The 22,120-nt window shown below is 60.9% G+C and carries 22 protein-coding genes; 11 read left to right on the forward strand and 11 right to left on the reverse strand.

The window, feature by feature from the left end; genetic code table 11:
* Positions 1-59: 59 nt before the first annotated feature.
* Positions 60-2,954, reverse strand: coding sequence for a ribonucleoside-diphosphate reductase subunit alpha (locus AB4N47_RS03715; protein ID WP_024013986.1), 2,895 nt, complete (start codon positions 2,952-2,954; stop codon positions 60-62).
* An 859-nt stretch (positions 2,955-3,813) separates the two neighbouring features.
* Between AB4N47_RS03715 and AB4N47_RS03720 the strand changes: the two genes are divergently transcribed.
* Complete coding sequence (locus tag AB4N47_RS03720; RefSeq protein WP_056788095.1) at positions 3,814-4,536, forward strand: response regulator; 723 nt, start codon at positions 3,814-3,816, stop codon at positions 4,534-4,536.
* The gene (locus AB4N47_RS03725; RefSeq protein WP_341638995.1) at positions 4,533-6,143 is read left to right on the forward strand and encodes an ATP-binding protein; all 1,611 of its coding nucleotides are present in this window, start codon (positions 4,533-4,535) and stop codon (positions 6,141-6,143) included. Before AB4N47_RS03720 ends, AB4N47_RS03725 begins: the two co-directional genes overlap by 4 nt.
* Positions 6,144-6,234: 91 nt before the next feature.
* Here the strand turns inward: AB4N47_RS03725 and AB4N47_RS03730 are convergent, their stop codons facing one another.
* Together AB4N47_RS03730 and AB4N47_RS03735 are read right to left on the reverse strand one after the other, a co-directional pair.
* A complete protein-coding gene (locus AB4N47_RS03730; RefSeq protein ID WP_341638996.1) occupies positions 6,235-6,960 on the reverse strand; it encodes a 4'-phosphopantetheinyl transferase family protein in 726 nt (241 codons plus the stop codon).
* A gap of 151 nt (positions 6,961-7,111) precedes the next feature.
* Positions 7,112-7,903: a dienelactone hydrolase family protein gene (locus AB4N47_RS03735; RefSeq protein WP_341638997.1), complete on the reverse strand. Its 792-nt coding sequence runs from the start codon at positions 7,901-7,903 to the stop codon at positions 7,112-7,114.
* A 143-nt stretch (positions 7,904-8,046) separates the two neighbouring features.
* On the opposite strand from AB4N47_RS03735, the gene AB4N47_RS03740 reads away from it, so the two are divergent.
* The 3 genes from AB4N47_RS03740 to AB4N47_RS03750 all read left to right on the forward strand — a co-directional run bounded on the left by AB4N47_RS03740 (position 8,047) and on the right by AB4N47_RS03750 (position 10,819).
* Entirely contained in the window at positions 8,047-8,652 is a 606-nt protein-coding gene (locus tag AB4N47_RS03740) for a membrane protein (protein ID WP_016773622.1), read from the forward strand.
* Between the two features lie 146 nt (positions 8,653-8,798).
* A complete protein-coding gene (locus tag AB4N47_RS03745; protein WP_016773623.1) occupies positions 8,799-9,476 on the forward strand; it encodes a response regulator transcription factor in 678 nt (225 codons plus the stop codon).
* Complete coding sequence (locus AB4N47_RS03750) at positions 9,473-10,819, forward strand: ATP-binding protein (protein WP_073472181.1); 1,347 nt, start codon at positions 9,473-9,475, stop codon at positions 10,817-10,819. The genes AB4N47_RS03745 and AB4N47_RS03750 overlap by 4 nt, the downstream gene beginning before the upstream one ends.
* Before the next feature lie 197 nt (positions 10,820-11,016).
* Here the strand turns inward: AB4N47_RS03750 and AB4N47_RS03755 are convergent, their stop codons facing one another.
* Complete coding sequence (locus AB4N47_RS03755; RefSeq protein WP_341638998.1) at positions 11,017-12,015, reverse strand: AraC family transcriptional regulator; 999 nt, start codon at positions 12,013-12,015, stop codon at positions 11,017-11,019.
* Positions 12,016-12,362: 347 nt separating this feature from the next.
* On the opposite strand from AB4N47_RS03755, the gene AB4N47_RS03760 reads away from it, so the two are divergent.
* Together AB4N47_RS03760 and AB4N47_RS03765 are read left to right on the forward strand one after the other, a co-directional pair.
* On the forward strand, positions 12,363-13,697 hold the full coding sequence (locus AB4N47_RS03760) for a dicarboxylate/amino acid:cation symporter (protein ID WP_024013978.1): 1,335 nt from the start codon (positions 12,363-12,365) through the stop codon (positions 13,695-13,697).
* Between the two features lie 267 nt (positions 13,698-13,964).
* On the forward strand, positions 13,965-15,146 hold the full coding sequence (locus AB4N47_RS03765; protein ID WP_341638999.1) for a CaiB/BaiF CoA transferase family protein: 1,182 nt from the start codon (positions 13,965-13,967) through the stop codon (positions 15,144-15,146).
* A gap of 109 nt (positions 15,147-15,255) precedes the next feature.
* Here the strand turns inward: AB4N47_RS03765 and AB4N47_RS03770 are convergent, their stop codons facing one another.
* Entirely contained in the window at positions 15,256-15,750 is a 495-nt protein-coding gene (locus AB4N47_RS03770; RefSeq protein ID WP_024013976.1) for a SprT family zinc-dependent metalloprotease, read from the reverse strand.
* A gap of 147 nt (positions 15,751-15,897) precedes the next feature.
* A complete protein-coding gene (locus AB4N47_RS03775; RefSeq protein ID WP_016773629.1) occupies positions 15,898-16,500 on the reverse strand; it encodes a Yip1 family protein in 603 nt (200 codons plus the stop codon).
* Between the two features lie 425 nt (positions 16,501-16,925).
* Here AB4N47_RS03775 and ttcA point away from each other — a divergent pair, with 425 nt between their 5' ends.
* Together ttcA and AB4N47_RS03785 are read left to right on the forward strand one after the other, a co-directional pair.
* Positions 16,926-17,750, forward strand: coding sequence for a tRNA 2-thiocytidine(32) synthetase TtcA (gene ttcA, locus AB4N47_RS03780; protein WP_024013975.1), 825 nt, complete (start codon positions 16,926-16,928; stop codon positions 17,748-17,750).
* Positions 17,751-17,831: 81 nt separating this feature from the next.
* A complete protein-coding gene (locus AB4N47_RS03785; protein WP_341639000.1) occupies positions 17,832-18,506 on the forward strand; it encodes a DNA-3-methyladenine glycosylase I in 675 nt (224 codons plus the stop codon).
* Positions 18,507-18,590: 84 nt separating this feature from the next.
* On the opposite strand, the gene AB4N47_RS03790 is transcribed toward AB4N47_RS03785, so the two are convergent.
* From AB4N47_RS03790 to arsC, 3 genes are read right to left on the reverse strand one after another with little or no spacing between them, the layout of a single operon-like run.
* Complete coding sequence (locus AB4N47_RS03790; protein ID WP_341639001.1) at positions 18,591-19,016, reverse strand: DUF2069 domain-containing protein; 426 nt, start codon at positions 19,014-19,016, stop codon at positions 18,591-18,593.
* The gene (gene wrbA / locus AB4N47_RS03795) at positions 19,016-19,612 is read right to left on the reverse strand and encodes an NAD(P)H:quinone oxidoreductase (protein ID WP_137213924.1); all 597 of its coding nucleotides are present in this window, start codon (positions 19,610-19,612) and stop codon (positions 19,016-19,018) included. Before wrbA ends, AB4N47_RS03790 begins: the two co-directional genes overlap by 1 nt.
* Positions 19,609-19,962 (reverse strand): arsenate reductase (glutaredoxin), encoded by a 354-nt coding sequence (gene arsC, locus AB4N47_RS03800; RefSeq protein WP_341639002.1) that lies wholly within the window; start codon positions 19,960-19,962, stop codon positions 19,609-19,611. Before arsC ends, wrbA begins: the two co-directional genes overlap by 4 nt.
* 113 nt (positions 19,963-20,075) lie before the next feature.
* Between arsC and AB4N47_RS03805 the strand changes: the two genes are divergently transcribed.
* A complete protein-coding gene (locus AB4N47_RS03805; RefSeq protein WP_123443635.1) occupies positions 20,076-20,540 on the forward strand; it encodes a TlpA disulfide reductase family protein in 465 nt (154 codons plus the stop codon).
* 145 nt (positions 20,541-20,685) lie between these two features.
* Here the strand turns inward: AB4N47_RS03805 and AB4N47_RS03810 are convergent, their stop codons facing one another.
* Both AB4N47_RS03810 and AB4N47_RS03815 read right to left on the reverse strand, forming a co-directional pair.
* Positions 20,686-21,090 (reverse strand): META domain-containing protein, encoded by a 405-nt coding sequence (locus AB4N47_RS03810; RefSeq protein ID WP_341639003.1) that lies wholly within the window; start codon positions 21,088-21,090, stop codon positions 20,686-20,688.
* Positions 21,090-21,524: a hypothetical protein gene (locus tag AB4N47_RS03815; RefSeq protein WP_039757838.1), complete on the reverse strand. Its 435-nt coding sequence runs from the start codon at positions 21,522-21,524 to the stop codon at positions 21,090-21,092. Before AB4N47_RS03815 ends, AB4N47_RS03810 begins: the two co-directional genes overlap by 1 nt.
* A gap of 134 nt (positions 21,525-21,658) precedes the next feature.
* On the opposite strand from AB4N47_RS03815, the gene AB4N47_RS03820 reads away from it, so the two are divergent.
* Entirely contained in the window at positions 21,659-22,117 is a 459-nt protein-coding gene (locus AB4N47_RS03820) for a hypothetical protein (RefSeq protein WP_341639004.1), read from the forward strand.
* Positions 22,118-22,120: the final 3 nt, after the last annotated feature.

Genomic DNA, 22,120 nt, shown 5'->3' on the forward strand with positions numbered 1-22,120 from the left:
GGGGGTTTTCTTTTGTCTGAAGATCCCAGGCGTCTCGCAACGCCTGAAATCAGCTCAGCTTATTGGCAAGCTTCGCAATCCGGCTCGTCAATCGCGCAGGCCTTTGGCACTGGCGCAGGACCTGCCGGAGCGGCCAGGACCGAATCGTCGCCGTGGTTGCCGCCGCTAGAAACAGCGTTCAGCTTGCCGGTGTTGATGGTCGACTTCTCGGTGCTGGTCGCGGCCAGGGCACGGAGGTAGTAGGTGGTTTTCAGACCACGGTACCAGGCCATGCGGTAGGTCACGTCGAGCTTCTTGCCCGATGCGCCGGCGATGTACAGGTTCAGCGACTGGGCCTGGTCGATCCACTTCTGACGACGGCTGGCGGCGTCAACGATCCACTTGGTGTCCACTTCGAACGCGGTCGCGTAGAGCTCTTTGAGTTCTTGCGGGATGCGCTCGATCTGCTGCACCGAACCGTCGTAGTACTTCAGGTCGTTGATCATGACCGAGTCCCACAGACCGCGAGCCTTCAGGTCGCGAACCAGGTACGGGTTGATCACGGTGAATTCGCCCGACAGGTTCGATTTCACGTACAGGTTCTGGTAGGTCGGTTCGATCGACTGCGAAACGCCAGTGATGTTGGCGATGGTCGCGGTCGGTGCGATGGCCATGATGTTCGAGTTACGGATGCCTTTCTGTACACGGGCGCGAACCGGTGCCCAGTCGAGGGTTTCCTTCAGGTCGACGTCGATGTACTTCTCGCCACGCTGTTCGATCAGGATCTGTTGCGAATCCAGTGGCAGGATGCCCTTGGACCACAGCGAACCGTTGAATGTCTCGTAGGCGCCGCGCTCGTCGGCCAGGTCGCAGGAAGCCTGGATCGCGTAGTAGCTGACCGCTTCCATCGACTTGTCGGCGAACTCGACGGCAGCGTCGGAGCCGTAGGCGATGTGCTGCAGGTACAGAGCGTCCTGGAAGCCCATGATGCCCAGACCGACCGGACGGTGGCGGAAGTTGGAGTTCTTCGCTTGCGGCACCGAGTAGTAGTTGATGTCGATCACGTTATCGAGCATGCGCACGGCGGTGTTCACGGTGCGTTGCAGCTTGGCGGTATCGAGCTTGCCGTCGACGATGTGGTTCGGCAGGTTGATCGAGCCCAGGTTGCAAACGGCGATTTCGTCCTTGTTGGTGTTCAAGGTGATCTCGGTGCACAGGTTCGAGCTGTGGACCACGCCGACGTGCTGCTGCGGGCTGCGCAGGTTGCACGGGTCTTTGAACGTCAGCCATGGGTGGCCGGTTTCGAAGAGCATGGACAGCATCTTGCGCCACAGGTCTTTGGCCTGGATGGTCTTGAACAGCTTGACCTTGCCCGGGTACTCGGTCAGCGCTTCGTAGTACTCGTAGCGCTCTTCGAAGGCTTTACCGGTCAGGTCGTGCAGGTCCGGTACTTCGGATGGCGAGAACAGGGTCCACTTGCCGTCATCGAAGACACGCTTCATGAACAGGTCAGGGATCCAGTTGGCAGTGTTCATGTCGTGGGTACGACGACGATCGTCACCGGTGTTCTTGCGCAGCTCGATGAACTCTTCGATGTCCATGTGCCAGGTTTCCAGGTAGGCACACACAGCGCCTTTGCGCTTGCCACCCTGGTTCACGGCCACAGCGGTGTCGTTCACCACTTTGAGGAACGGCACCACGCCTTGCGACTTGCCGTTGGTACCCTTGATGTACGAACCCAGCGCACGAACCGGCGTCCAGTCGTTGCCCAGGCCGCCAGCAAATTTCGACAGCATGGCGTTGTCGTGGATCGCGTGATAGATGCCCGACAGGTCATCCGGCACGGTCGTCAGGTAGCAGCTCGACAGCTGTGGACGCAGGGTACCGGCGTTGAACAGGGTCGGGGTCGAAGCCATGTAGTCGAACGAGGACAGCAGGTTGTAGAACTCGATCGCACGGTCTTCTTTCTGCTTCTCTTCGATCGCAAGGCCCATGGCCACGCGCATGAAGAAGATCTGCGGCAGTTCGAAGCGCACGCCATCCTTGTGGATGAAGTAGCGGTCGTACAGGGTCTGCAGGCCCAGGTAGGTGAATTGCTGATCGCGCTCGTGGTTGATCGCCTTGCCCAGTTTTTCCAGGTCGAAGGTAGCCAGCACAGGGTTCAGCAGTTCGAACTCGATACCTTTTGCGATGTAGGCCGGCAGGGCCTTGGCGTACAGGTCGGCCATTTCGTGATGGGTGGCGCTTTCGGCGACTTCGAGGAAGTTCAGGCCTTCGGCACGCAGGGTGTCCATCAGCAGGCGGGCGGTGACGAACGAGTAGTTCGGCTCGCGCTCGACCAGGGTACGGGCGGTCATCACCAGGGCGGTGTTGACGTCGGTCAGGGCCACGCCGTCGTACAGGTTCTTCAGGGTTTCGCGCTGGATCAGGTCGCCATCGACTTCTTCCAGACCTTCGCAGGCCTCGGTGACGATGGTGTTCAGGCGGCCCATGTCCAGCGGCGCGAGGCTGCCGTCGGCGCGGGTGATGCGGATCGACGGGTGCGCGTTGACTGCTGCTTCGGCAGGAGCGTGAGCTGCGCGCTCTTTCGAACGGCCGTCACGGTAGATCACGTAGTCGCGTGCAACTTTCTGCTCGCCGGCACGCATCAGGGCCAGTTCGACCTGGTCCTGGATTTCTTCGATGTGGATGGTGCCGCCCGATGGCATGCGACGCTTGAAGGTCGCGGTGACCTGTTCGGTCAGGCGCGCAACGGTGTCGTGGATTCGCGACGAGGCGGCAGCGGTGCCGCCTTCAACTGCGAGGAACGCTTTGGTGATAGCGACGGTGATCTTGTCATCGGTGTAAGGAACGACAGTGCCATTACGCTTGATCACGCGCAGCTGGCCAGGCGCGGTGGCTGCCAGATCCGAAGTCGAATCGGCGGCCTGCGGCAAGGTGCCCTGCGGGTTCTCGCGAGTTGTGTCGGTTTGCATGGGGGGTGGTCTCCACATTCTCTATGTTTGTTTGGCACCGTCATGGTGCTCACCGTTCTGTACCGAAGCACTGCAACCGACGGGCGTCGGCATTACAAACTTCGGAACAGTAGGAAAAAGGCTGCAACGCCGCATCCTTGCCGAAGTTTTGGTTACGAGCCGAAGCTCGCCACCGGATTCCTTCGCGGGTGGCAGTCATGACTGCAACACCCATACCGTTTTGTCCGTTTCGGACCAAATAAAACGGTGCCATCCGCCAGTGCGGTTTGGGCTTGAAAAAACTCGCTTGTTCTACCGGAAACTGGCCATAAAGCACTTGAGTTTCAGGTCTGAAATGTGGTTGGGCGTTTTAGGTGAAAACCCTATATGTAGGGTCTCTGTTTTCGCCGTGCTACAAGATAATGCGTTTCAGGGGGGGATTGCAACGTACTACCTGTGGATAAGCCTGTGCGTAATTTGTGTAAGAAACAGGGAAAACGCGTGTAGGCCGCGAACCTGCTGAGCCAGACCGTTTGTCACTGTTTTTTTGCCTGGAAAAACGCTTCAGCGGTTTTTTAAGGGCGCGAACCCTATCACAGAATTCGGCCTTGTCCGAACGCATTTACCGACTTGTTTTCCGGGTGAGCGGCGTTTATACAATCGCTGGGTGCATGGGCATTTTTATCCTCCTGAAACATGACAGATGATCGGGAGGTACACGCAGGATTGTGGGAGCGAGCCTGCTCGCGAATCGGTTGACCGCTGAGCATTCAGGTTGGAGCAACAGACGCTTTCGCGAGCAGGCTCGCTCCCACAGGTTTTGTCCGTGTCAGGCGATTGTCTTTCTTCTTTTAATAAAAACAGCAAGCAGAGGTCACCGGTGGAGCAACAAACCTGGCAGGTATTGATCGTCGAGGATGACCAGCGACTGGCCGAGCTCACCCGCGATTACCTGCAAGCCAATGGCCTGCGCGTGGAGATCGAAGGCAACGGTGCGCTGGCGGCGGCGCGGATCATCAAGGAGCAACCGGATCTGGTGATCCTCGATCTGATGCTGCCCGGCGAGGATGGCCTGAGCATCTGCCGCAAGGTGCGCAGCCAGTATGACGGGCCGATCCTGATGCTCACCGCGCGCACCGATGACGCTGATCAGATCCACGGCCTTGACCTCGGTGCCGACGACTATGTGTGCAAACCGGTGCGTCCGCGCTTGTTGCTGGCGCGCATCCAGGCGTTGCTGCGACGCAGTGACACACCGGAGCCGGTCGCGGAAAAATCCCGGCGCTTGCAATTCGGTCCACTGGTGGTCGACAACGCGTTACGCGAAGCCTGGCTGAGCGACAACGGCATCGAGCTGACCAGCGCCGAGTTCGACCTGCTGTGGCTGCTGGTGTCCAACGCCGGGCGGATTCTTTCCCGGGAAGAAATCTTCACTGCATTACGCGGCATCGGCTATGACGGTCAGGACCGCTCGATCGACGTGCGCATCTCGCGTATCCGCCCGAAAATCGGCGACGACCCCGATCATCCGCGCCTGATCAAGACCATTCGCAGCAAAGGCTATCTGTTCGTCCCGGAAGCCTGCGCAGACCTGGCGCTGTGAATTCGATCTTCCTGCGCATCTACGGCGGCATGTGCGCCGCGCTGATTCTGGTGGCGGTGCTCGGCGTGCTGGCGCTGAACCTGCTCAATCAGGTGCGCAGCGAGCAATACCGCGAGCGTCTGGCCCACGGCACCTTCTCGCTGATGGCCGACAATCTGCAACCGATGAACCAGACCGAACGCCATCGCGCGTTGCTGGTGTGGGAGCGGCTGCTTGGTATACCGCTGACACTGAAGAAGTTCGCCGAAACCGACCTCGATCTGGCCCAGCGCACCCGTGTGCTGCGCGGTCAAGCGCTGGTCGAGCAAACCGGGCCACATGCGGCCAAGGTTTATCGGCTGGTCAGCGAAAAAGAGCAAATGATGCTGGTGGGCGAGGTACAGCAAATCAGCGAGCAACTGGCCCGGGCGACTATTTATCTGCTGGCCGATGAACTGGTGCGGGTGCCGGTCGGCGAACAGCCCAAACGTCTGGCACAAATAAAGAAAGAGAAGGGTTTCGGCTTCGACCTGCGGCTGGTCACGGTGAATGACGCCGACATGGACGAGGACCAGAGCCGCCGCGTGGCCGAGGGCGACACGGTGATGGCGCTGGGCAAGGGCGGCGATTCGATCCGCGTCTTCGCTGGCATGGTCGGTACGCCGTGGGTGCTGGAAATCGGCCCGCTGTATCAAATGAATCCGTACCCGCCGGAATGGCTGGTGCTGATTGCTGCGCTCGGTCTGACGCTGATCGGCCTTATCGTTTATCTGTTGGTGCGTCAGCTCGAGCGACGTTTGCGCGGCCTCGAAGCGGCGGCCACGCGGATCGCCAAGGGCAGCCTGGAAACCCGTGTGCCTGCGCGCGGTGCCGACTCGGTCGGGCGGCTGGCGTCGGCGTTCAATGGCATGGCCGAGCACTTGCAACAGTTGCTGGCGATCCAGCGTGAACTGGTGCGCGCGGTGTCTCACGAGCTGCGCACGCCGGTGGCGCGGCTGCGTTTCGGTCTGGAAATGATCGGCACGGCGACCACTCCGCAAGCGCTGGAGAAATACCGCGAAGGCATGGATCACGACATCGAGGACCTCGATAAGCTGGTCGACGAAATGCTCACCTACGCACGACTGGAGCAGGGTTCGCCGGCGCTGACCTTCCAGCGCATCGATCTGGATGCGCTGGTCAATCAGGTGATCGCAGAATTGGCGCCGCTGCGCGCCGAGGTCACGGTACAGCGCGGATTGTGTCTGTCATCGGCCGACAACGACGGCGCCTGGGTCGAGGCCGAGCCGCGTTATTTGCATCGGGCGCTGCAGAATCTGGTGGGCAACGCGATGCGTCATGCGCATTCGCAGGTGACGGTGAGTTATCAGGTCGGCCAGTTGCGTTGCCGGATCGACGTCGAGGACGACGGACCGGGCGTGCCGGAAGTGGCGTGGGAGCGGATCTTCACGCCGTTTCTGCGCTTGGACGATAGCCGCACGCGGGCCTCGGGCGGGCATGGCTTGGGGTTGTCGATTGTGCGGCGGATCATTCACTGGCACGACGGCCGCGCGATCATTGGCAAGAGCAAGAGCCTGGGTGGGGCGTGTTTCAGTCTGAGTTGGCCGAGGAATCAGGAGCGCCGCTGAGATTCGGGATACCGCCTTCGCGAGCAGGCTCGCTCCCACATTTGAAATGCAATCCCCTGGGGGAGCGAGCCATAACAGGCAATGCAAGACTTCAGGCTTGAATGCTGACCAGACTCAACAACTGCCCATCTTGCACTGCAAACTGCGCCTCCAGCTCCGATCCGTTGCGCCATTCGCTGGACAAATCAGTCAGCAACCGCAGCCTGACCTGACCCGCCGCAGTCCATTCCAGCACTTCGGCATGCTCGAAATAAAAACGCTGCTGCACGATCGGGTACAGCGCTTTGAATAAACTCTCTTTCACCGAAAACGTCAGGGTCACCCGCAGCGCCAGTTGCTCCTGAGAACCCGCCGCCATGCGCTGCATTTCCGCCGGGGTGAGAATTTCCCCGGCCAGACGTTCGGCGCGCTCGTGGCTCAACAGGTTTTCCAGATCCATGCCCAAGCCGCGCCAGTGCTGTTTGTTGGCGACAATCGCCGCCGCGCGGCCAGTGCTGTGGGTGATTGAGCCGCAGATGTGCGCCGGCCAAACCGGCGCGCGGTCTTCGCCAATCGGCGGGACGATATTCAGGCCTTCGAGTTGTTGCAGCGCGGCCCGCGCGCAGATGCGTCCAGCGAGAAACTCGGCCTGGCGCTTGGCCACCGAGCGCTGAATGCTCGGCGGCGCCGGCACAGCGCTGCGCTGGAAGTCATCGCCAAGCAGGCGTGTCGGGTCGAAGTGGGTACTGAGCAGCACGGTGTCGGCCAGGACCGTCGGCAACGGCCAGTGGCTGTCGAGCGCAGTGCAGCAGGCGGGCAGGGCGGGGGTGGTATGCATGGCGGGCATTTTGCCGGTTAGTCGGGGCGAGGTCGAGATCGGCGGTGAAGCCTTCGCGAGCAGGCTCGCTCCCACAGGGGATCTTCTGTGCGACAGGGATCCAATGTGGGAGCGAGCCTGCTCGCGAAAGCCGCGCCTCGGCGTTACTGACTCAACCGAAAATTTTCTTGAAGAACGCCTGCATATCCGCCCACGACTTCTCGTCCGCCGCCTTGTTGTAACCAATGTCCGGCCCGCCATGCTCGCCATGGCTCAGGCGATCGGCATCCGGATTGCTGAAACCATGCTTGGCGCCATCCAGACTGACGAACTGGTAGTCCGCCCCGGCCTTGTCCATCTCCGACTTGAACGCGGTGACGTGGTCCTGAGTGACCATGCTGTCCAGCGCACCGTGCTCGACGAGGATTTTCGCCTTCACACTGCCCGGAGTCGCCGGGGTCTTGGTTGCCAGCGCGCCATGGAAACTCACCACACCGGCCAGCGGCACACCCTGACGCGCCGCATTCAGCACCACGGCGCCACCGAAGCAATAACCGATGGCGGCAATCCGGTTCGGGTCGGTCTGCTTTTGCTTCTTCAATAGATCGAGCCCGGCGGCGAAGCGCTTGCTCGCCGCATCGGCGTCCTTGGTCGCTGCCTGCATGAAGGCCATGGCGTCTTTCGGGTGCTCGGTGTTTTTGCCGTCGCCGTACATATCGATGGCCAACGCGCTGTAGCCGAGTTCGGCGAGATCCCGCGCGCGGCGCTTGGCGTAATCGTTCAGCCCCCACCATTCGTGGACCACGACAACGCCGGGGCGTGGGCCTTTGATCGCGTCGTCATAGGCGTAGTAGCCGATCAGTTGGCTGCCGTCGGCGCTTTGGTAGGGAATTTCTGCAGTCTTGATCGCAGCCTGGGTGAAGCTGCTGACTGCCAGCAAAGTGAGGGCGAGGAACAGGCGCATGGTCGGGTCTCCTTATTGAAAGTGGTCAGAACAGCCTAGTCGATCCGGTTCAGGTCAGGTTCAGAGACGGTTCAGGGGCCGTACAGGGGCGGCTCAGTAACCTTGCGCCATACCCAAACAGCACTGTGAAAGAGGAAATACCCATGACTCGTTTAAACAAACTGCTGCTGGCTTTTACCCTGTTAGGCTCCAGCATCGCGGCCAACGCCGACGACACCAGCAACTTCGCCGGCCTGACATTCGGCCAGACCAGCGACAAGATCGACAAGTCCCACGCGCTCAACAACAATCTCGGCAACCCCAACGTCACCGGGGCCATCGACGGCAACAACACCTACGGCATGCGCCTCGGTCAGCAAAACAGCCAGGGCCGCTACTACGCCACCTACGACAACGTTTCCGGCTCGCACAATGGCGTTAAACTGCGCCAGGAAAATCTGCTCGGCAGCTATGACCTGTTCTACCCGGTGGGCGGCAGCACCAAACTGTTCGGTGGCGCCACGGCCGGTCTGACCAAGCTGACGCAGGATTCGCCGGGTTTCAGCCGTGACAGCGACATCGGTTACGCCATCGGTGGCCAGGTGGGTGTGTTGCAGCAAGTTTCGCAGAACACCTCGATAGAACTCGGTTACCGTTACCTGCGCAGCAACGCCAGCACCGAAATGAAAGAGAGCGGCGGCAGCAAACAGGGCTCGCTGGGCTTGACCAGCAGCGCGCAGACCTACCTGTCGGCCAACTACTATTTCTAAGCGGTTGTCGCAGTTTGAAGTGTGGGAGCGAGCCTGCTCGAAAGGGGTGTATCAGCCGACACTTGCTTGGCTGATCCACCGGATTCGCGAGCAGGCTCGCTCCCACAGGTAGTTGCCTGGAGAGTTCAAGTGATAGGGAGAAAGGCATGAAACTGTTGGTCGTCGAAGACGAGGCGCTGTTGCGTCATCACCTGCAAACCCGCCTGACGGAAAGCGGTCATGTGGTCGAGTCCGTGGCCAATGCCGAGGAGGCGCTGTACCAGACCGGCCAGTACAACTTCGATCTGGCGGTGATCGATCTCGGCCTGCCGGGCATGGGCGGCCTCGACCTGATCCGCCAGTTGCGCTCGGGCGGCAAGACCTTCCCGATCCTCATACTCACTGCGCGCGGCAACTGGCAGGACAAGGTTGAAGGACTCGCCGCCGGTGCCGACGATTACGTGGTCAAGCCGTTTCAGTTCGAAGAACTCGACGCACGCCTGAACGCATTGCTGCGCCGCTCCAGCGGTTTCACCCAGTCGACCATCGTCGCCGGGCCGTTGCTGCTCGACCTCAATCGCAAACAGGCCAGCCTCGATGAGCAACCGCTGGCGCTGACCGCTTACGAATACCGCATCCTCGAGTACCTCATGCGCCATCACCAGCAAGTGGTGCCCAAGGATCGCTTGATGGAGCAGTTGTATCCGGATGACGACGAGCGCGATCCGAATGTCATCGAAGTGCTGGTCGGCCGTCTGCGCCGCAAGCTCGAAGGCCCGGCCGGGTTCAAACCGATCGACACCGTGCGCGGCCTCGGTTACCTGTTCAATGAGCGCTGCACTTGATCCGTTCCCTTCGCGTTCGCTTGATGCTCGCCGCCACCACGTTGGCGGTATTGTTCATGCTCGCATTGTTGCCGGCGATGCAGGGCGCCTTCAGCCTTGCCTTGCAGGACTCGATCGAACAACGCCTGGCCTCCGACGTCACCACATTGATCTCCGCCGCCCGGGTGGAAAACGGTCGGCTGGTGATGCCGTCGCAATTGCCCGACGAGCGCTTCAACCTCACCGATTTCCGTTTGCTCGGCTATATCTACGACCGCGACGGCAAACTGGTGTGGCGCTCGAAAGCCACCCAGGAAGAACAGATCAACTACAAACCGCGTTACGACGGCCTCGGCAACGAGTTCGCGCGGATTCGTGAAGCCAGCGGTCAGGAGTTCTTCGTCTACGACGTCGAAGTCAAGCTGCTCGGCGGCAAAAGCGCAGCGTTCAGCATCGTCGCTCTGCAACCGGTGCGTGAATACGAAACCACCCTCGAAGGCCTGCGCGAAAATCTCTATCTGGGCTTCGGCGCGGCGTTGCTGGTGTTGCTGGCGCTGCTATGGATCGGCCTGACCTGGGGCCTTAAGGCGCTGCGCCGCTTGAGCCAGGAACTCGACGAAATCGAAGGCGGTACCCGCGAAAGCCTGACGGAAAAACACCCGCGTGAACTGCTGCGCCTGACCGGCTCGCTCAACCGCTTGCTGCTCAGCGAACGCCAGCAACGCAGCCGCTACCGCGACTCCCTCGACGACCTCGCCCACAGCCTGAAAACCCCGTTGGCGGTGCTGCAAGGCGTCAGCGAAGACATGGCCCAGCGTCCCGCAGACCGCGATCAGGCCTGGGTGCTGCAAAGTCAGATCGAACGCATGAGCCAGCAGATCAGCTACCAACTGCAACGGGCCAGCCTGCGCAAAAGCGGCCTGGTGCGTCATCAGGTGCGCCTGCAACCAGTGCTCAAAAGCCTCTGCGATACGCTGGACAAGGTCTACCGCGACAAACACGTGCGCGTGACCTTTGATCTGCCCGAGCATTGCTACGTGCCGATCGAGCAGGGCGCCTTGCTGGAAATGCTCGGCAACCTGCTGGAAAACGCCTATCGCCTGTGCCTCGGCGAAGTGCGGGTCAGCGTGCGCGAGTCCTTGGCCGGGATCGAATTGTGCGTCGAGGATGATGGCCCGGGCGTGCCCCTCGATCAGCGTGCGCGGATTCTGGAACGCGGCGAACGCCTGGACGCCCAGCATCCCGGGCAGGGCATCGGGCTGGCGGTGGTCAAGGACATCATCGAAAGCTACAACGCGCGTTTGGCTTTGGGGGATTCACCGATGGGCGGGGCGGCGTTCAGGATTCATTTTCCGGCGGTGTGAATGAAGCGGCCCTCACCCTAACCCTCTCCCAGTGGGAGAGGGAACTGACCTAAGTGTCTTGAGAAATTTATCGACCTGAGCAACTTGCAGTGGATATGGATTCACTGAATAACTGTCAGGCCGGTCCAGATCTTCAGCATCCCCAGTCAATCCCCTCTCCCTCTGGGAGAGGGTTAGGGTGAGGGGCTTTTGATCTTTCACAACTCCTGTGCCCGATAAGCCCCCGGTGTCAGCCCCGTCCATTTCTTGAATGCCCGGTGAAACGCCGAAGGCTCAGAGAACCCGAGCTGCTCGGCAATCTGTTGCAACGACAGATCCGCCCGGCCCAGATGGTAGATGGCGATATCCCGCCGCAGCTGATCCTTCAGCTCCTGAAAACTGGTGCCTTCCTCGCGCAAGTGCCGGCGCAAGGTCTGCGGGCTGATATGCAGATGCGCCGCAACCGCTTCCAGATCCGGCCAACTCGCAGCGTCGCGGCTGAGCAAGCGGCGCAGGCGGCTGCTCAGGCTGTCGCCGTCGTCCGGGCGCGAGAGCAGGTCGGCGGGGGAGCGTTCGAGAAAATGTTTGAGCGTGCGTTCGTCCTGCAACAGCGGCATGGCCAGGTAGCGACTGTGAAACAGCAGGCTGCTTTGCTCGGCATCAAAGGTCAGCGGGCAGGGGAACAGCAGATCGTATTCGCCGCCGTGCTCGGGGCGCGGATAGCTGAAAGTCGCCTGCTCGAGGCGAATGCGCTGGCCGATCAGCCAACTGCCGAGGCGGTGCCAGATCACCAACAGACTCTCGCTGAGAAAATGATCCGGGTCCCACCACTGCGCGTCGTCCAGACTCAAACGCACCCATTCGTCTTCGCGGCGCAGGGTCAGGCGTGGGGAGTCGGGGAACAGGCTGTAAAACAACAAGCCACGTTGCAGAGCCTTCTCCAGGTTGCGGCAGTGAATCGAGGCGTGGCACATCATGGCGAAGCTGCCGGGCTTGCTCGGCGCGCTGCCGAAACCCAGGTATTCGTCGTCCAGCGCCAGCCACAAACCCTGAATCAGCCGGGTGAACTGCTCCGGGGCAATCCGCGCGCGGGGCTCGTCGAGCAATTCCGGGCTGATCCCCAGTTGCTGCAACAGGCCTGAATAATCCAGGCCGCGCCGGCGTGCGCCGCCAAGAGCGGCACGGGCGAAATGGCTGGCGATGGTGCGTTCGCGCATAAGCGGCAATCCTTGTTCAGGCACCGATCGTAATGGCGGGCCGGCAACGCCACAAGGCGGATTTCCGCCAAATTGCAGGACGCTGAACGCTCAGTTGGCGGAAATCCGCCATGCCTCAAGTCACTGATTGGCGTCAGGAAAATCCCGCAGGCCCTGATATCAAAAGGCTTGCTGCCATCCGCACCAATCTGGCACGACGTTTGCGATACAAGCCACAGAAGCGTGCATTTCTCCGACCGGGAAAAATGCCGTTCCAACAACAAATCCCTCCAGTGCAGGAGGGTTCGCAATTAAGGTTCAGCGCTCGACAGATGGATGTTGCCGCTGGACGCTTGAGGAAACCTGCAATGACGACTCGTCAGCCACTGTACAAATCCCTGTATTTCCAGGTGATCGTTGCCATCGCCATCGGCATCCTGCTTGGTCACTTCTATCCGCAGACCGGTGTGGCCCTCAAGCCACTGGGTGACGGCTTCATCAAGCTGATCAAAATGGTCATCGCCCCGATCATCTTCTGTACTGTTGTCAGCGGCATCGCCGGCATGCAGAACATGAAGTCGGTGGGCAAGACCGGCGGCTACGCGCTGCTGTACTTCGAAATCGTTTCCACCATTGCCCTGCTGATCGGTCTGGTCGTGGTCAACGTTGTGCAACCGGGCGCCGGCATGCACATCGACGTCACCACCCTCGACGCCTCGAAAATCGCCACCTACGTGACGGCCAGTAAAGACCAGAGCATTGTCGGTTTCCTCCTCAATGTGATCCCGAACACCATCGTTGGCGCGTTCGCCACCGGTGACATCCTGCAAGTGCTGATGTTCTCGGTGATCTTCGGCTACGCCCTGCATCGCCTCGGCTCGTACGGTCGTCCGCTGCTGGACATGATCGATCGCTTCGCCCACGTGATGTTCAACATCATCAACATGATCATGAAACTGGCGCCACTGGGTGCGTTCGGTGCCATGGCGTTCACCATCGGTGCCTACGGTGTCGGCTCGCTGGTGCAACTGGGCCAGTTGATGATCTGCTTCTACATCACCTGCGTTCTGTTCGTCGTGCTGGTGCTGGGTGCGATCTGCCGGGCTCACGGTTTCAGCGTGTTCAAGCTGGTGCGCTACATCCGTGAAGAACTGTTGATCGTACTGGGCACGTCCTCGTCGGAATCGGCACTGCCACGCATGCTGATCAAGATGGAGCGTCTGGGCGCGAAGAAATCCGTCGTGGGTCTGGTGATCCCGACCGGTTACTCGTTCAACCTCGACGGTACTTCGATCTACCTGACCATGGCCGCCGTGTTCATCGCCCAGGCGACCGACACGCACATGGACATCACCCACCAGATCACCCTGCTGCTGGTGCTGCTGCTGTCCTCCAAAGGCGCGGCGGGTGTGACCGGTTCGGGCTTCATCGTGCTGGCCGCAACGCTGTCGGCGGTAGGTCACCTGCCGGTTGCCGGTCTGGCGCTGATCCTCGGTATCGACCGCTTCATGTCCGAAGCCCGCGCCCTGACCAACCTGGTCGGTAACGCTGTTGCGACCATCGTCGTCGCCAAGTGGGTCAAGGAACTGGACACCGATCAACTGCAGACCGAGCTGGCTTCCGGCGGTCGCGGTATCTCCGATGAGCGTGAAGAAGATGACCTGGGGGTGGCTGAAGGCCCAACCCCGAGCAATGTGAAGTAAATACAAGAACTGCGCATCAGTACGATGTGAGGTTGTAAAAAATCCCTTGTGGTGAGGGATTTACCGCCGATGGACAGCACAGCGGGCCTCTTCTTCCAATTCCAGAGAAGGGGCCGCTTCGCGACCCAACGGGGATAAATCCCCTCGCCACAGGGGTTTTTTCTTGCCCGGAATTTGAGCGCAACGGTCACACCTGCTGACATTTGCGGTGATTGCCGCATCGGCGATGGCTGCCTAGGCTGAGTACATCGCCCAAGGAGTTCGCCCATGTCTGCACCGCTGGCCTCACTGAAGATTCTCGATTTCTCGACCTTGCTGCCGGGGCCGTTCGCCTCGTTGCTGCTGGCGGACATGGGCGCCGAGGTGCTGCGCATCGAATCGCCGACGCGTATGGATCTGCTGCGGGTGCTGCCGCCGCATGATGGCGGGGTCTCGGCCAGCCACGCTTATCTGAACCGCAACAAGCGCAGTCTGGCGCTTGACCTGAAACAGCCCGAAGCGCTGCAGATCATCAAGCAACTGCTGGGCGAGTACGACATCGTGCTCGAGCAGTTTCGCCCCGGGGTGATGGAGCGCCTGGGCCTGGGTTATGAAGCGTTGAAAGCGACCAATCCCAAGCTGATTTATGTGTCGATCAGCGGTTACGGCCAGACCGGGCCGTACAAGGAACGCGCCGGGCATGACATCAACTATCTCGCGCTGGCCGGGCTTGCCAGCTATACCGGGCGCGCCGACAGCGGGCCGTTGCCGTTGGGCATGCAGGTGGCGGACGTGGCGGGCGGCTCGCTACACGGCGTGATCGGCTTGCTGGCAGCGGTGATTGCCCGCCAGCAAACCGGTCAGGGCACCCATCTGGATGTGAGCATGACCGACTGCGCGTTCAGCCTGAACGCCATGGCCGGCGCTGGCTATCTGGCCTGCGGCGCGGAACCGGGCCGGGAAGACCAGATGCTTAACGGCGGCAGTTTCTATGACTATTACCGCACCCGGGATGGGCGCTGGATGTCGGTGGGCAGTCTGGAGCCAGCGTTCATGCAGCAATTGTGCACGGCGCTGGGCCGGCCGGAACTGGCGGCGCAAGGGTTGTCGCCCAGGCCTGAGCAACAACAAGCCTTGAAAGAGGCGTTGCGGATCGAATTCGAACGGCATGATTTTGCAGAACTGTGTGAGTTGTTCGCCGGGGTCGATGCCTGTGTCGAGCCGGTACTGAGTCTGGGCGAGGCGCTGCGCCATCCGCAAATGCAGGCGCGGAAGCTGGTGACCCAGGTGCCGCGCGGCGATGGCACGACGCAGGCGCAGATGTCCTGTCCGTTGAAATTTTCTGAGGCGTTGCCGGCGCCGAGGCATGTTGGCGCGGGGTTGGGGCAGCATACGGATGAGGTGTTGGGGGAGCTGGGCTTGAGTGCTGGGCGGATCGCCGAGTTGCGTTCGGCCAAGGTGATTCTGTAGCGCCCATGCCGCCGCCTTCGCGAGCAGGCTCGCTCCCACATTGAAATGCATTCCCCTGTGGGAGCGAGCCTGCTCGCGAAGGGGCCAGTCAGGGCACCGCAGAAAGCAACTATTCCACCCGCATCTCACCACTGAACACCAGCGTACTGCGGCAGCGCCGGCACAGATACCGCCGCCCTTGCCGCACCAGGCCATGGCGCTGGGCGGTAAACGGGAAATCACTGTCGGGGCACGGGCATTTGTAGATATAGCGGGTCACGCTGCGCCGCTTGATTTCATAGGTATGGCAGCGGTCCGGCGGCAGTTCGTAGACGCCGCGCATGATCAGTTGCCACTCCTCGCCATGGGGCTGGATGCGGTCGCCGAACAGTTGATGCGCGATCAGGTGGGCGACTTCGTGAGCCACGGTCTGCTTGAGGAAGTGTTCGGTGTTCTCCCGGTACAGCTGCGGATTGAAGCGCAGCAGGTTCTCGTGCAGATGCGCGACACCGGCTTTCTGCCCGCGCAGCTTGAGGCTGACGACGGGGCGTTTGAAGGAGCGTTTGAAAAAGGATTCAGCGAGTTGGTAACAATCTTCGACGCGGGTATTGAGTTGCTCGGGCATGCTTGATGGATCTCCAGAGACGCCGAGTATGCCGCAACCCCGGCGACTTGCGAATCGCTGACCTGCCGAATGGTCGTCGCCCAACGAGAAGGCCGCCTTGCGGCGGCCTGTATTGGCAGATGTTGTTTTTCTCAGGGAGGAAACAGGTCAGTTGGTATAGACCGGGCCGACACCCAGGCCCCAGACAATCACGGTGAACGCCATGATCGCCACCAGCACCACCAGCCCAACCGCGAGCACCGAGCTGGAAAACAGGAAACCTTCATCCGAAGGGATGTTCATGAAGGTCGGCAGGCCGACATACAACAGATACACCGTGTAGCAGATGGCCGCTGTGCCGACGATCATCCCCAGCCACATGTGCGGATACAGCGCCGCCAGACCGCCGACAAACAACGGTGTCGCGGTGTATGTGGCAAAGGCTACGCAACGGGCCAGGCTTGGATTGGCGTCATAGGTTCGTGCCATCCAGTGCACGAAGGCGCCCATCACCGCGACCCCGCCGAGCATCGCCAGGTACGACATGATGGTCATCCACAAGGCGCTTTCGAACGTGAGCATCACCGGCGCGCGGTTGCCGATCACCCAACCGACCTGGGTCGTGCCGATGAACGCCGACACAGCGGGGATCGCCGCCAGAATCAGCGTATGCGTCAGGTACATGTGGCTGATACTTTCCTCTTGGTCGCCACGGATCTCCTTCCATTCCTGATCGGGGTGGGTAAACAGTCCCACTACGTGATGGATCATGCCATTCACTCCTCTTGTCATTGCCATCGCCCCCCAACGGAGCGCCTACGGGCCAAGATGGCCGAGCAAATACAGGTCTTCAGATGTGTGCGACCTTATGTCGCAGTATAGAAAGGACTCCAGCGCACCGGTATGCCGGGCTTAGAGCAAATCGCGCTGTAAACGGGATGAATAATCGCCTCGGGGTCTTGCGGGGAAGGCATTCTTGAGGTTGAAACACTTTTGTGGCGAGGGGATTTATCCCCGTTCGGCTGCGCAGCAGTCGCCAGGCCATTCAGCGCGCAGTGTCAGGCGATACGAGTTCTCAGGTTCTGGGGCTGCTTCGCAACCCAGCGGGGATGAATCCCCTCGCCACAGATGCTTCGCGCTACTGGGGTTTGTGCGTAAAATGCCGGCTTTTCGTCACACCTCACGGATTTCGCGTCATGGGCACTCTTACGGTCAACCAGAACAAACTGCAAAAGCGCCTGCGCCGCCTGGCCGGCGAAGCGGTCGCCGATTTCAACATGATCGAAGACGGCGACAAGGTCATGGTCTGCCTGTCCGGGGGCAAGGACAGCTACACCATGCTTGACGTGCTGATGCACCTGCAGAAGGTTGCACCAATCAAGTTCGACATCGTCGCGGTGAACATGGACCAGAAACAGCCGGGCTTTCCCGAGCACGTGCTGCCGGCCTACCTGAAAGAACTGGGCATCGAGTATCACATCGTCGAGAAGGACACTTACTCGGTGGTCAAGGAACTGGTGCCGGAAGGCAAGACCACCTGTTCGCTGTGCTCGCGCCTGCGTCGCGGCACGCTGTACACCTTCGCTGACGAAATCGGCGCGACGAAAATGGCCCTCGGTCATCACCGCGACGACATCGTCGAAACGTTCTTCCTCAACATGTTCTTCAACGGCACCCTGAAAGCGATGCCGCCGAAGCTGCGCGCCGACGATGGCCGCAACGTGGTGATCCGCCCGCTGGCGTACTGCAACGAGAAGGACATTCAGGCCTACTCGGACCTCAAGCAATTCCCGATCATCCCGTGCAACCTCTGCGGCTCACAGGAAAACCTGCAGCGCCAGGTGGTCAAGGAAATGCTCCAGGACTGGGACCGCAAGACCCCGGGCCGCACCGAATCGATTTTCCGCAGCCTGCAGAACGTGGTGCCGTCGCAACTGGCCGACCGCAACCTGTTCGACTTCACCAGCCTGAAGATCGACGAGACCGCGGCTTCGCGTTTCGTCAATGTCGTCAATCTGTAAACACAACCTGTAGAAGCGAGCCCTGTGGTTGAGGGGACAGCTTCTGCATGGGTTATTCATTTCCAAACCTCAGGAGAGGGCATGCGCGATTACAAGTGGCTGCACGAATACTGTCTGAACCGTTTCGGTTCGGCGGCTGAACTGGAAGCCCATCTGCCCGTTCCCAAGACCCCCGCACAACTGCGCAAGATCCGCGACGACCGCTACCTCTCGACCATGGCCCTGCGGGTTTTTCGCGCCGGGCTCAAGCACAGCCTGGTCGACGCCAAGTGGCCGGCGTTCGAAGAAGTGTTCTTCAAGTTCGATCCGGAAAAAGTCGTGCTGATGAGCGCCGAACACCTCGAGCGGCTGATGCAGGACGCACGGATCATCCGTCACCTCGGCAAACTGAAGAGCGTGCCGCGCAATGCGCAGTTCATCCTCGATGTGGAAAAGGACAAGGGCAGCTTCGGCGCGCTGATCGCCGACTGGCCAGTGACCGATATCGTCGGCCTGTGGACCTACTTGAAAAGGCACGGCCACCAACTCGGCGGGCTGTCGGCGCCGCGCTTTTTGCGCATGGTCGGCAAGGACACATTCGTGCCCAGCTACGACGTGGTTGCGGCGTTGAATGCGCAGAAGATCGTCGACAAAGTGCCGACCAGCCAGCGTGATCTGGCAACGGTGCAGAACGCGTTCAACCAGTGGCACGAACAGAGCGGCGGACGGCCGATGAGCCAGATTTCGATGATGCTCGCCTACACCGTCAACCATTAAAACCGCTGCGCTGCATTCGCGAGCAGGCTCGCTCCCACAGTGCATGCCAAATGTGGGAGCGAGCCTGCTCGCGAAAGCGGTTGTTCAGGCGACGCTGATCTCGCCTTCACCCGCCAATTTGCGATTCAACTGATAGCGCCAGCGCACATACAACAGCGCCGAGCAGAACACTGCCAGGCTCGCGGCCATTTCCAGCAGGCCGAACAGCTGCCGGTTGGGGTCGTATGCCGCCAGTGCGCCTTTGATGAAATACAGGTTCACCACAAAACACATCCACGAATGGCCACGGGCGCTGCCCATGATCATCGCCGGGGCGAGCACCAGCCACGGGATCAGCTCGACCAGCAGAATCACCCACGGCCGCGCGCCATGCAGGTCGGCGAACAGCAGGTAATAAGCGGCGAGCAACCCGGCGAGGGCGAAAAAGCTCAGCAGGCTGAGCACGCGCATCGCCTTCACTCGTGGCTCAAGCCACTCTACCGAGGGCAGGATTTTCGGCTTCTTCGCCATCAGCCCACCAGCTTCTGCGCGGTTTTCGCCAGACGCAGACCCAGTGCGCGGCACAGCGCCACTTCGTGCTGATCGAGACCGTTCTTGCCGTCGGCACCGGCGTGATGGCTGGCGCCATAAGGCGTGCCGCCACCTTCGGTTTCGAGCAGCGCCGATTCACTGTAGGGCAGGCCGGTGATCAGCATCCCGTGGTGCAACAGCGGCAACATCATCGACAGCAGCGTGGTTTCCTGACCGCCGTGCAGGCTGGCGGTGGAGGTGAACACGCCGGCCGGTTTGCCGACCAGCGCGCCGGTCAGCCAGAGGTTGCTGGTGCCGTCGAGGAAGTACTTGAGCGGCGCGGCCATGTTGCCGAAACGCGTCGGACTGCCCAAGGCGAGGCCGGCGCAGTTCTTCAAATCGTCGAGGCTGGCGTAGAGCGCGCCTTCATCGGGAATGTCTGCCGCCACCGCTTCGCACTCTGTGGAAATCGCCGGCACCGTACGCAAACGCGCCTCCATTCCGGCCTGCTCGACGCCACGGGCGATTTGCCGGGCCATCTCGTTGGTCGAACCGCTGCGGCTGTAATAAAGAACCAGAATGTACGGCGTGCTCATGGCAACAACTCCAGCACGTTTTCCGGTGGGCGACCGATGACGGCCTTGTCGCCGACTTCCAGAATCGGCCGCTCCATGAGTTTCGGGTGTGCGGCGATGGCGTCGATCAATTGCTGCTCGCTGAGGCTGGCGTCGGCCAGGTTCAGGGTTTTGTATTCCTCTTCACCGCTGCGCAGCAGCTGCCGCGCGCTGATCCCGAGCTTGCCGAGCAGGGCCTTGACTTGCGCGGCGTTCAGCGGCGTTTCCAGGTAGCGCACGATAGTCGGCTGCAAGCCGCGGGCTTCGAGCAGTTCCAGCGCGGCGCGGGATTTCGAGCAGCGCGGATTGTGATAAAGCGTCAGATCGGTCATGGCGGGTCGCTTCTGGCGTAAAGTGGCGGCTATTCTAACTGTGCGGCGCGCAATCCAGAACCGTCAGAGGCGATGGGTCGCAGGCGCTTTCGAATTTTCACAAGGAACACGACATGACACGGCGATTGGCAGCGGCATTGACGATAATCGGGGCGTTGATGCTGGGGGGCTGCGGCAATGATTACGGCATCGACCAGAACGGCCAGAAGGTTGCGTCCGAACGTCTGGACAAACAGTGGGTGGTGCTTAACTACTGGGCCGAATGGTGTGGCCCGTGCCGTACGGAAATCCCTGAGCTGAATCATTTGGCTGATGAGCTCAAGAGCAAGAATGTCGGGGTGTTCGGGGTCAACTTCGACAACGTTCAGGGCGCGGAATTAAAAGAGGCGAGTGAAAAGCTCGGCATCAAGTTCACCGTGCTGGCGCAGGATCCGGCCGAGCTGTTCGACCTGCCGCGCAGTGAGGCGCTGCCGGTGACCTTCATCATTGATGACAAGGGCAAGGTGCGTGAACAGTTGCTGGGTGAGCAGACGGCGGCGGGGGTGCTGGCGAAGCTGGAGGCGTTGCGGAACAAGTAACCTGTGGCGAGGGGATTCATCCCCGTTGGGCTGCGTAGCAGCCCTGAATTTGCAGTTCGCCTGGAACTGCGCAGGGGGCCGCTTCGCGACCCAACGGGGATGAATCCCCTCACCACAGGTAACCCCCTGCGGGCGTAGAAGGGGCTCAGCCCTCTTCCAGCCACCAGCGCAACGGTTTGCCTTGAGCCGGCCAGAAGCGTATCTGCTCGATTGGCGAAATGTCCCAGCGCTCGACTTTTTCCAGCGCCTGCAAGAAGCGTTGTTCCTGCTCCATCAACGCCGGGGCGCAGAGCTTGCGAGTCTTGCCGATCTTGCCGAAGCTCAGCTTGTCGCCGTCCTGCGTATACGGCGCGAACCAATGGTTGCAGCCGCCGTTGCCGTAGGCGCGGCCGTCATCGCCGAGGGTCACGGTCAGATGGCTGTAATCCATCAGTGGCCGCTCGCCGATCCATTCCAGAATATAGCTGCGGTTGTGCTGCAGTTGCACCGGCTCTGCGGCGCAACCAACCAGGCCGACACTGATCAGTGCGGTCAGGGCGAGGCGTTTCATCACGCAGGCTCCTGGCATTTCGGGCACAGGTGCTTGTCGCCGACGGCTTTCCAGCCCAGCTCGGCGATGCGCGCGGTGGCGGCAGGTTTCTCGGCGGTCTTGCCGAGTTTGGCATCCACGGCGAATTCGAAGCTCAGCTCTTTCGCGCAGCTGTCGCAGTTGACCTGCCAGGTGTGAATGGCCAGTTCGCCGAACACCGGGCCTGTGGTCATTGCGGTCCATTGGCCTGGCGGATTGATCAGGTGGCGCACCGTGTCGACGGTCAGGCGCATGGACAAATCCTTGCTGCCTTTGAGCGTGACCAACAGGGCATCGCCGATACGGATCGAGCCACCGTTGCCGGTCACCTGATAGCGGCCCGGAACCAGGGCGCGGCATTCGGTGAGGGTGTGTTGCGGGTTCATCAGGGTGTAGCGGAAATCGTGTTCGACCATGGGTCCTCCAAATATGCGCGACATGCTAGCACGGGCTCGATTGCAGAATGATGCACGCGTGCGACCTTCGATCCGGTTCAAATGCGCCGACAGTCATGGCAAACTGCCGGCCCCCGAATCTGAAGGAACGGAACATGGCGCTGATCGAATGTTATGAATGCAAGCGGAGCATCAGTTCCGAAGCGCTGGTGTGCATTCACTGCGGCGCGCCGATGGCCGAGCACGCCGCCATGCAGGCGCAATCGACGGCGGCACCGGTGCAAGCCTCGACGATTTCCTTCGGCAGCCTGCCACGCAACAACGCAGTGCCCGAGGCGGTTGCGCCGCCAGTGCCCGAGCCTTTACCCAAAGTGATGCCGGCAGCGGCGGGACGTCGCCGTCGTCAGCAGGCTGCGGAACAAGCACGCCAGGAACAACAACCGCTCAACGCCGATGGCAGCCGCCCGGTGGAGGGCTGGCTGAAAATCATGGTGTTTCTGCTACCGGCGTTTTTTGTCTGGTTCCTGCTGCGCAACGGCCATTCGAGCAAGCAGCGCCTGCTCGGTTTCGGCTGGCTGGGCTTGCTGATCCTGGCGTCTTCGCTGTCCAAGTAAAAC

The organism is Pseudomonas sp. S3_G06, from assembly GCF_054667565.1.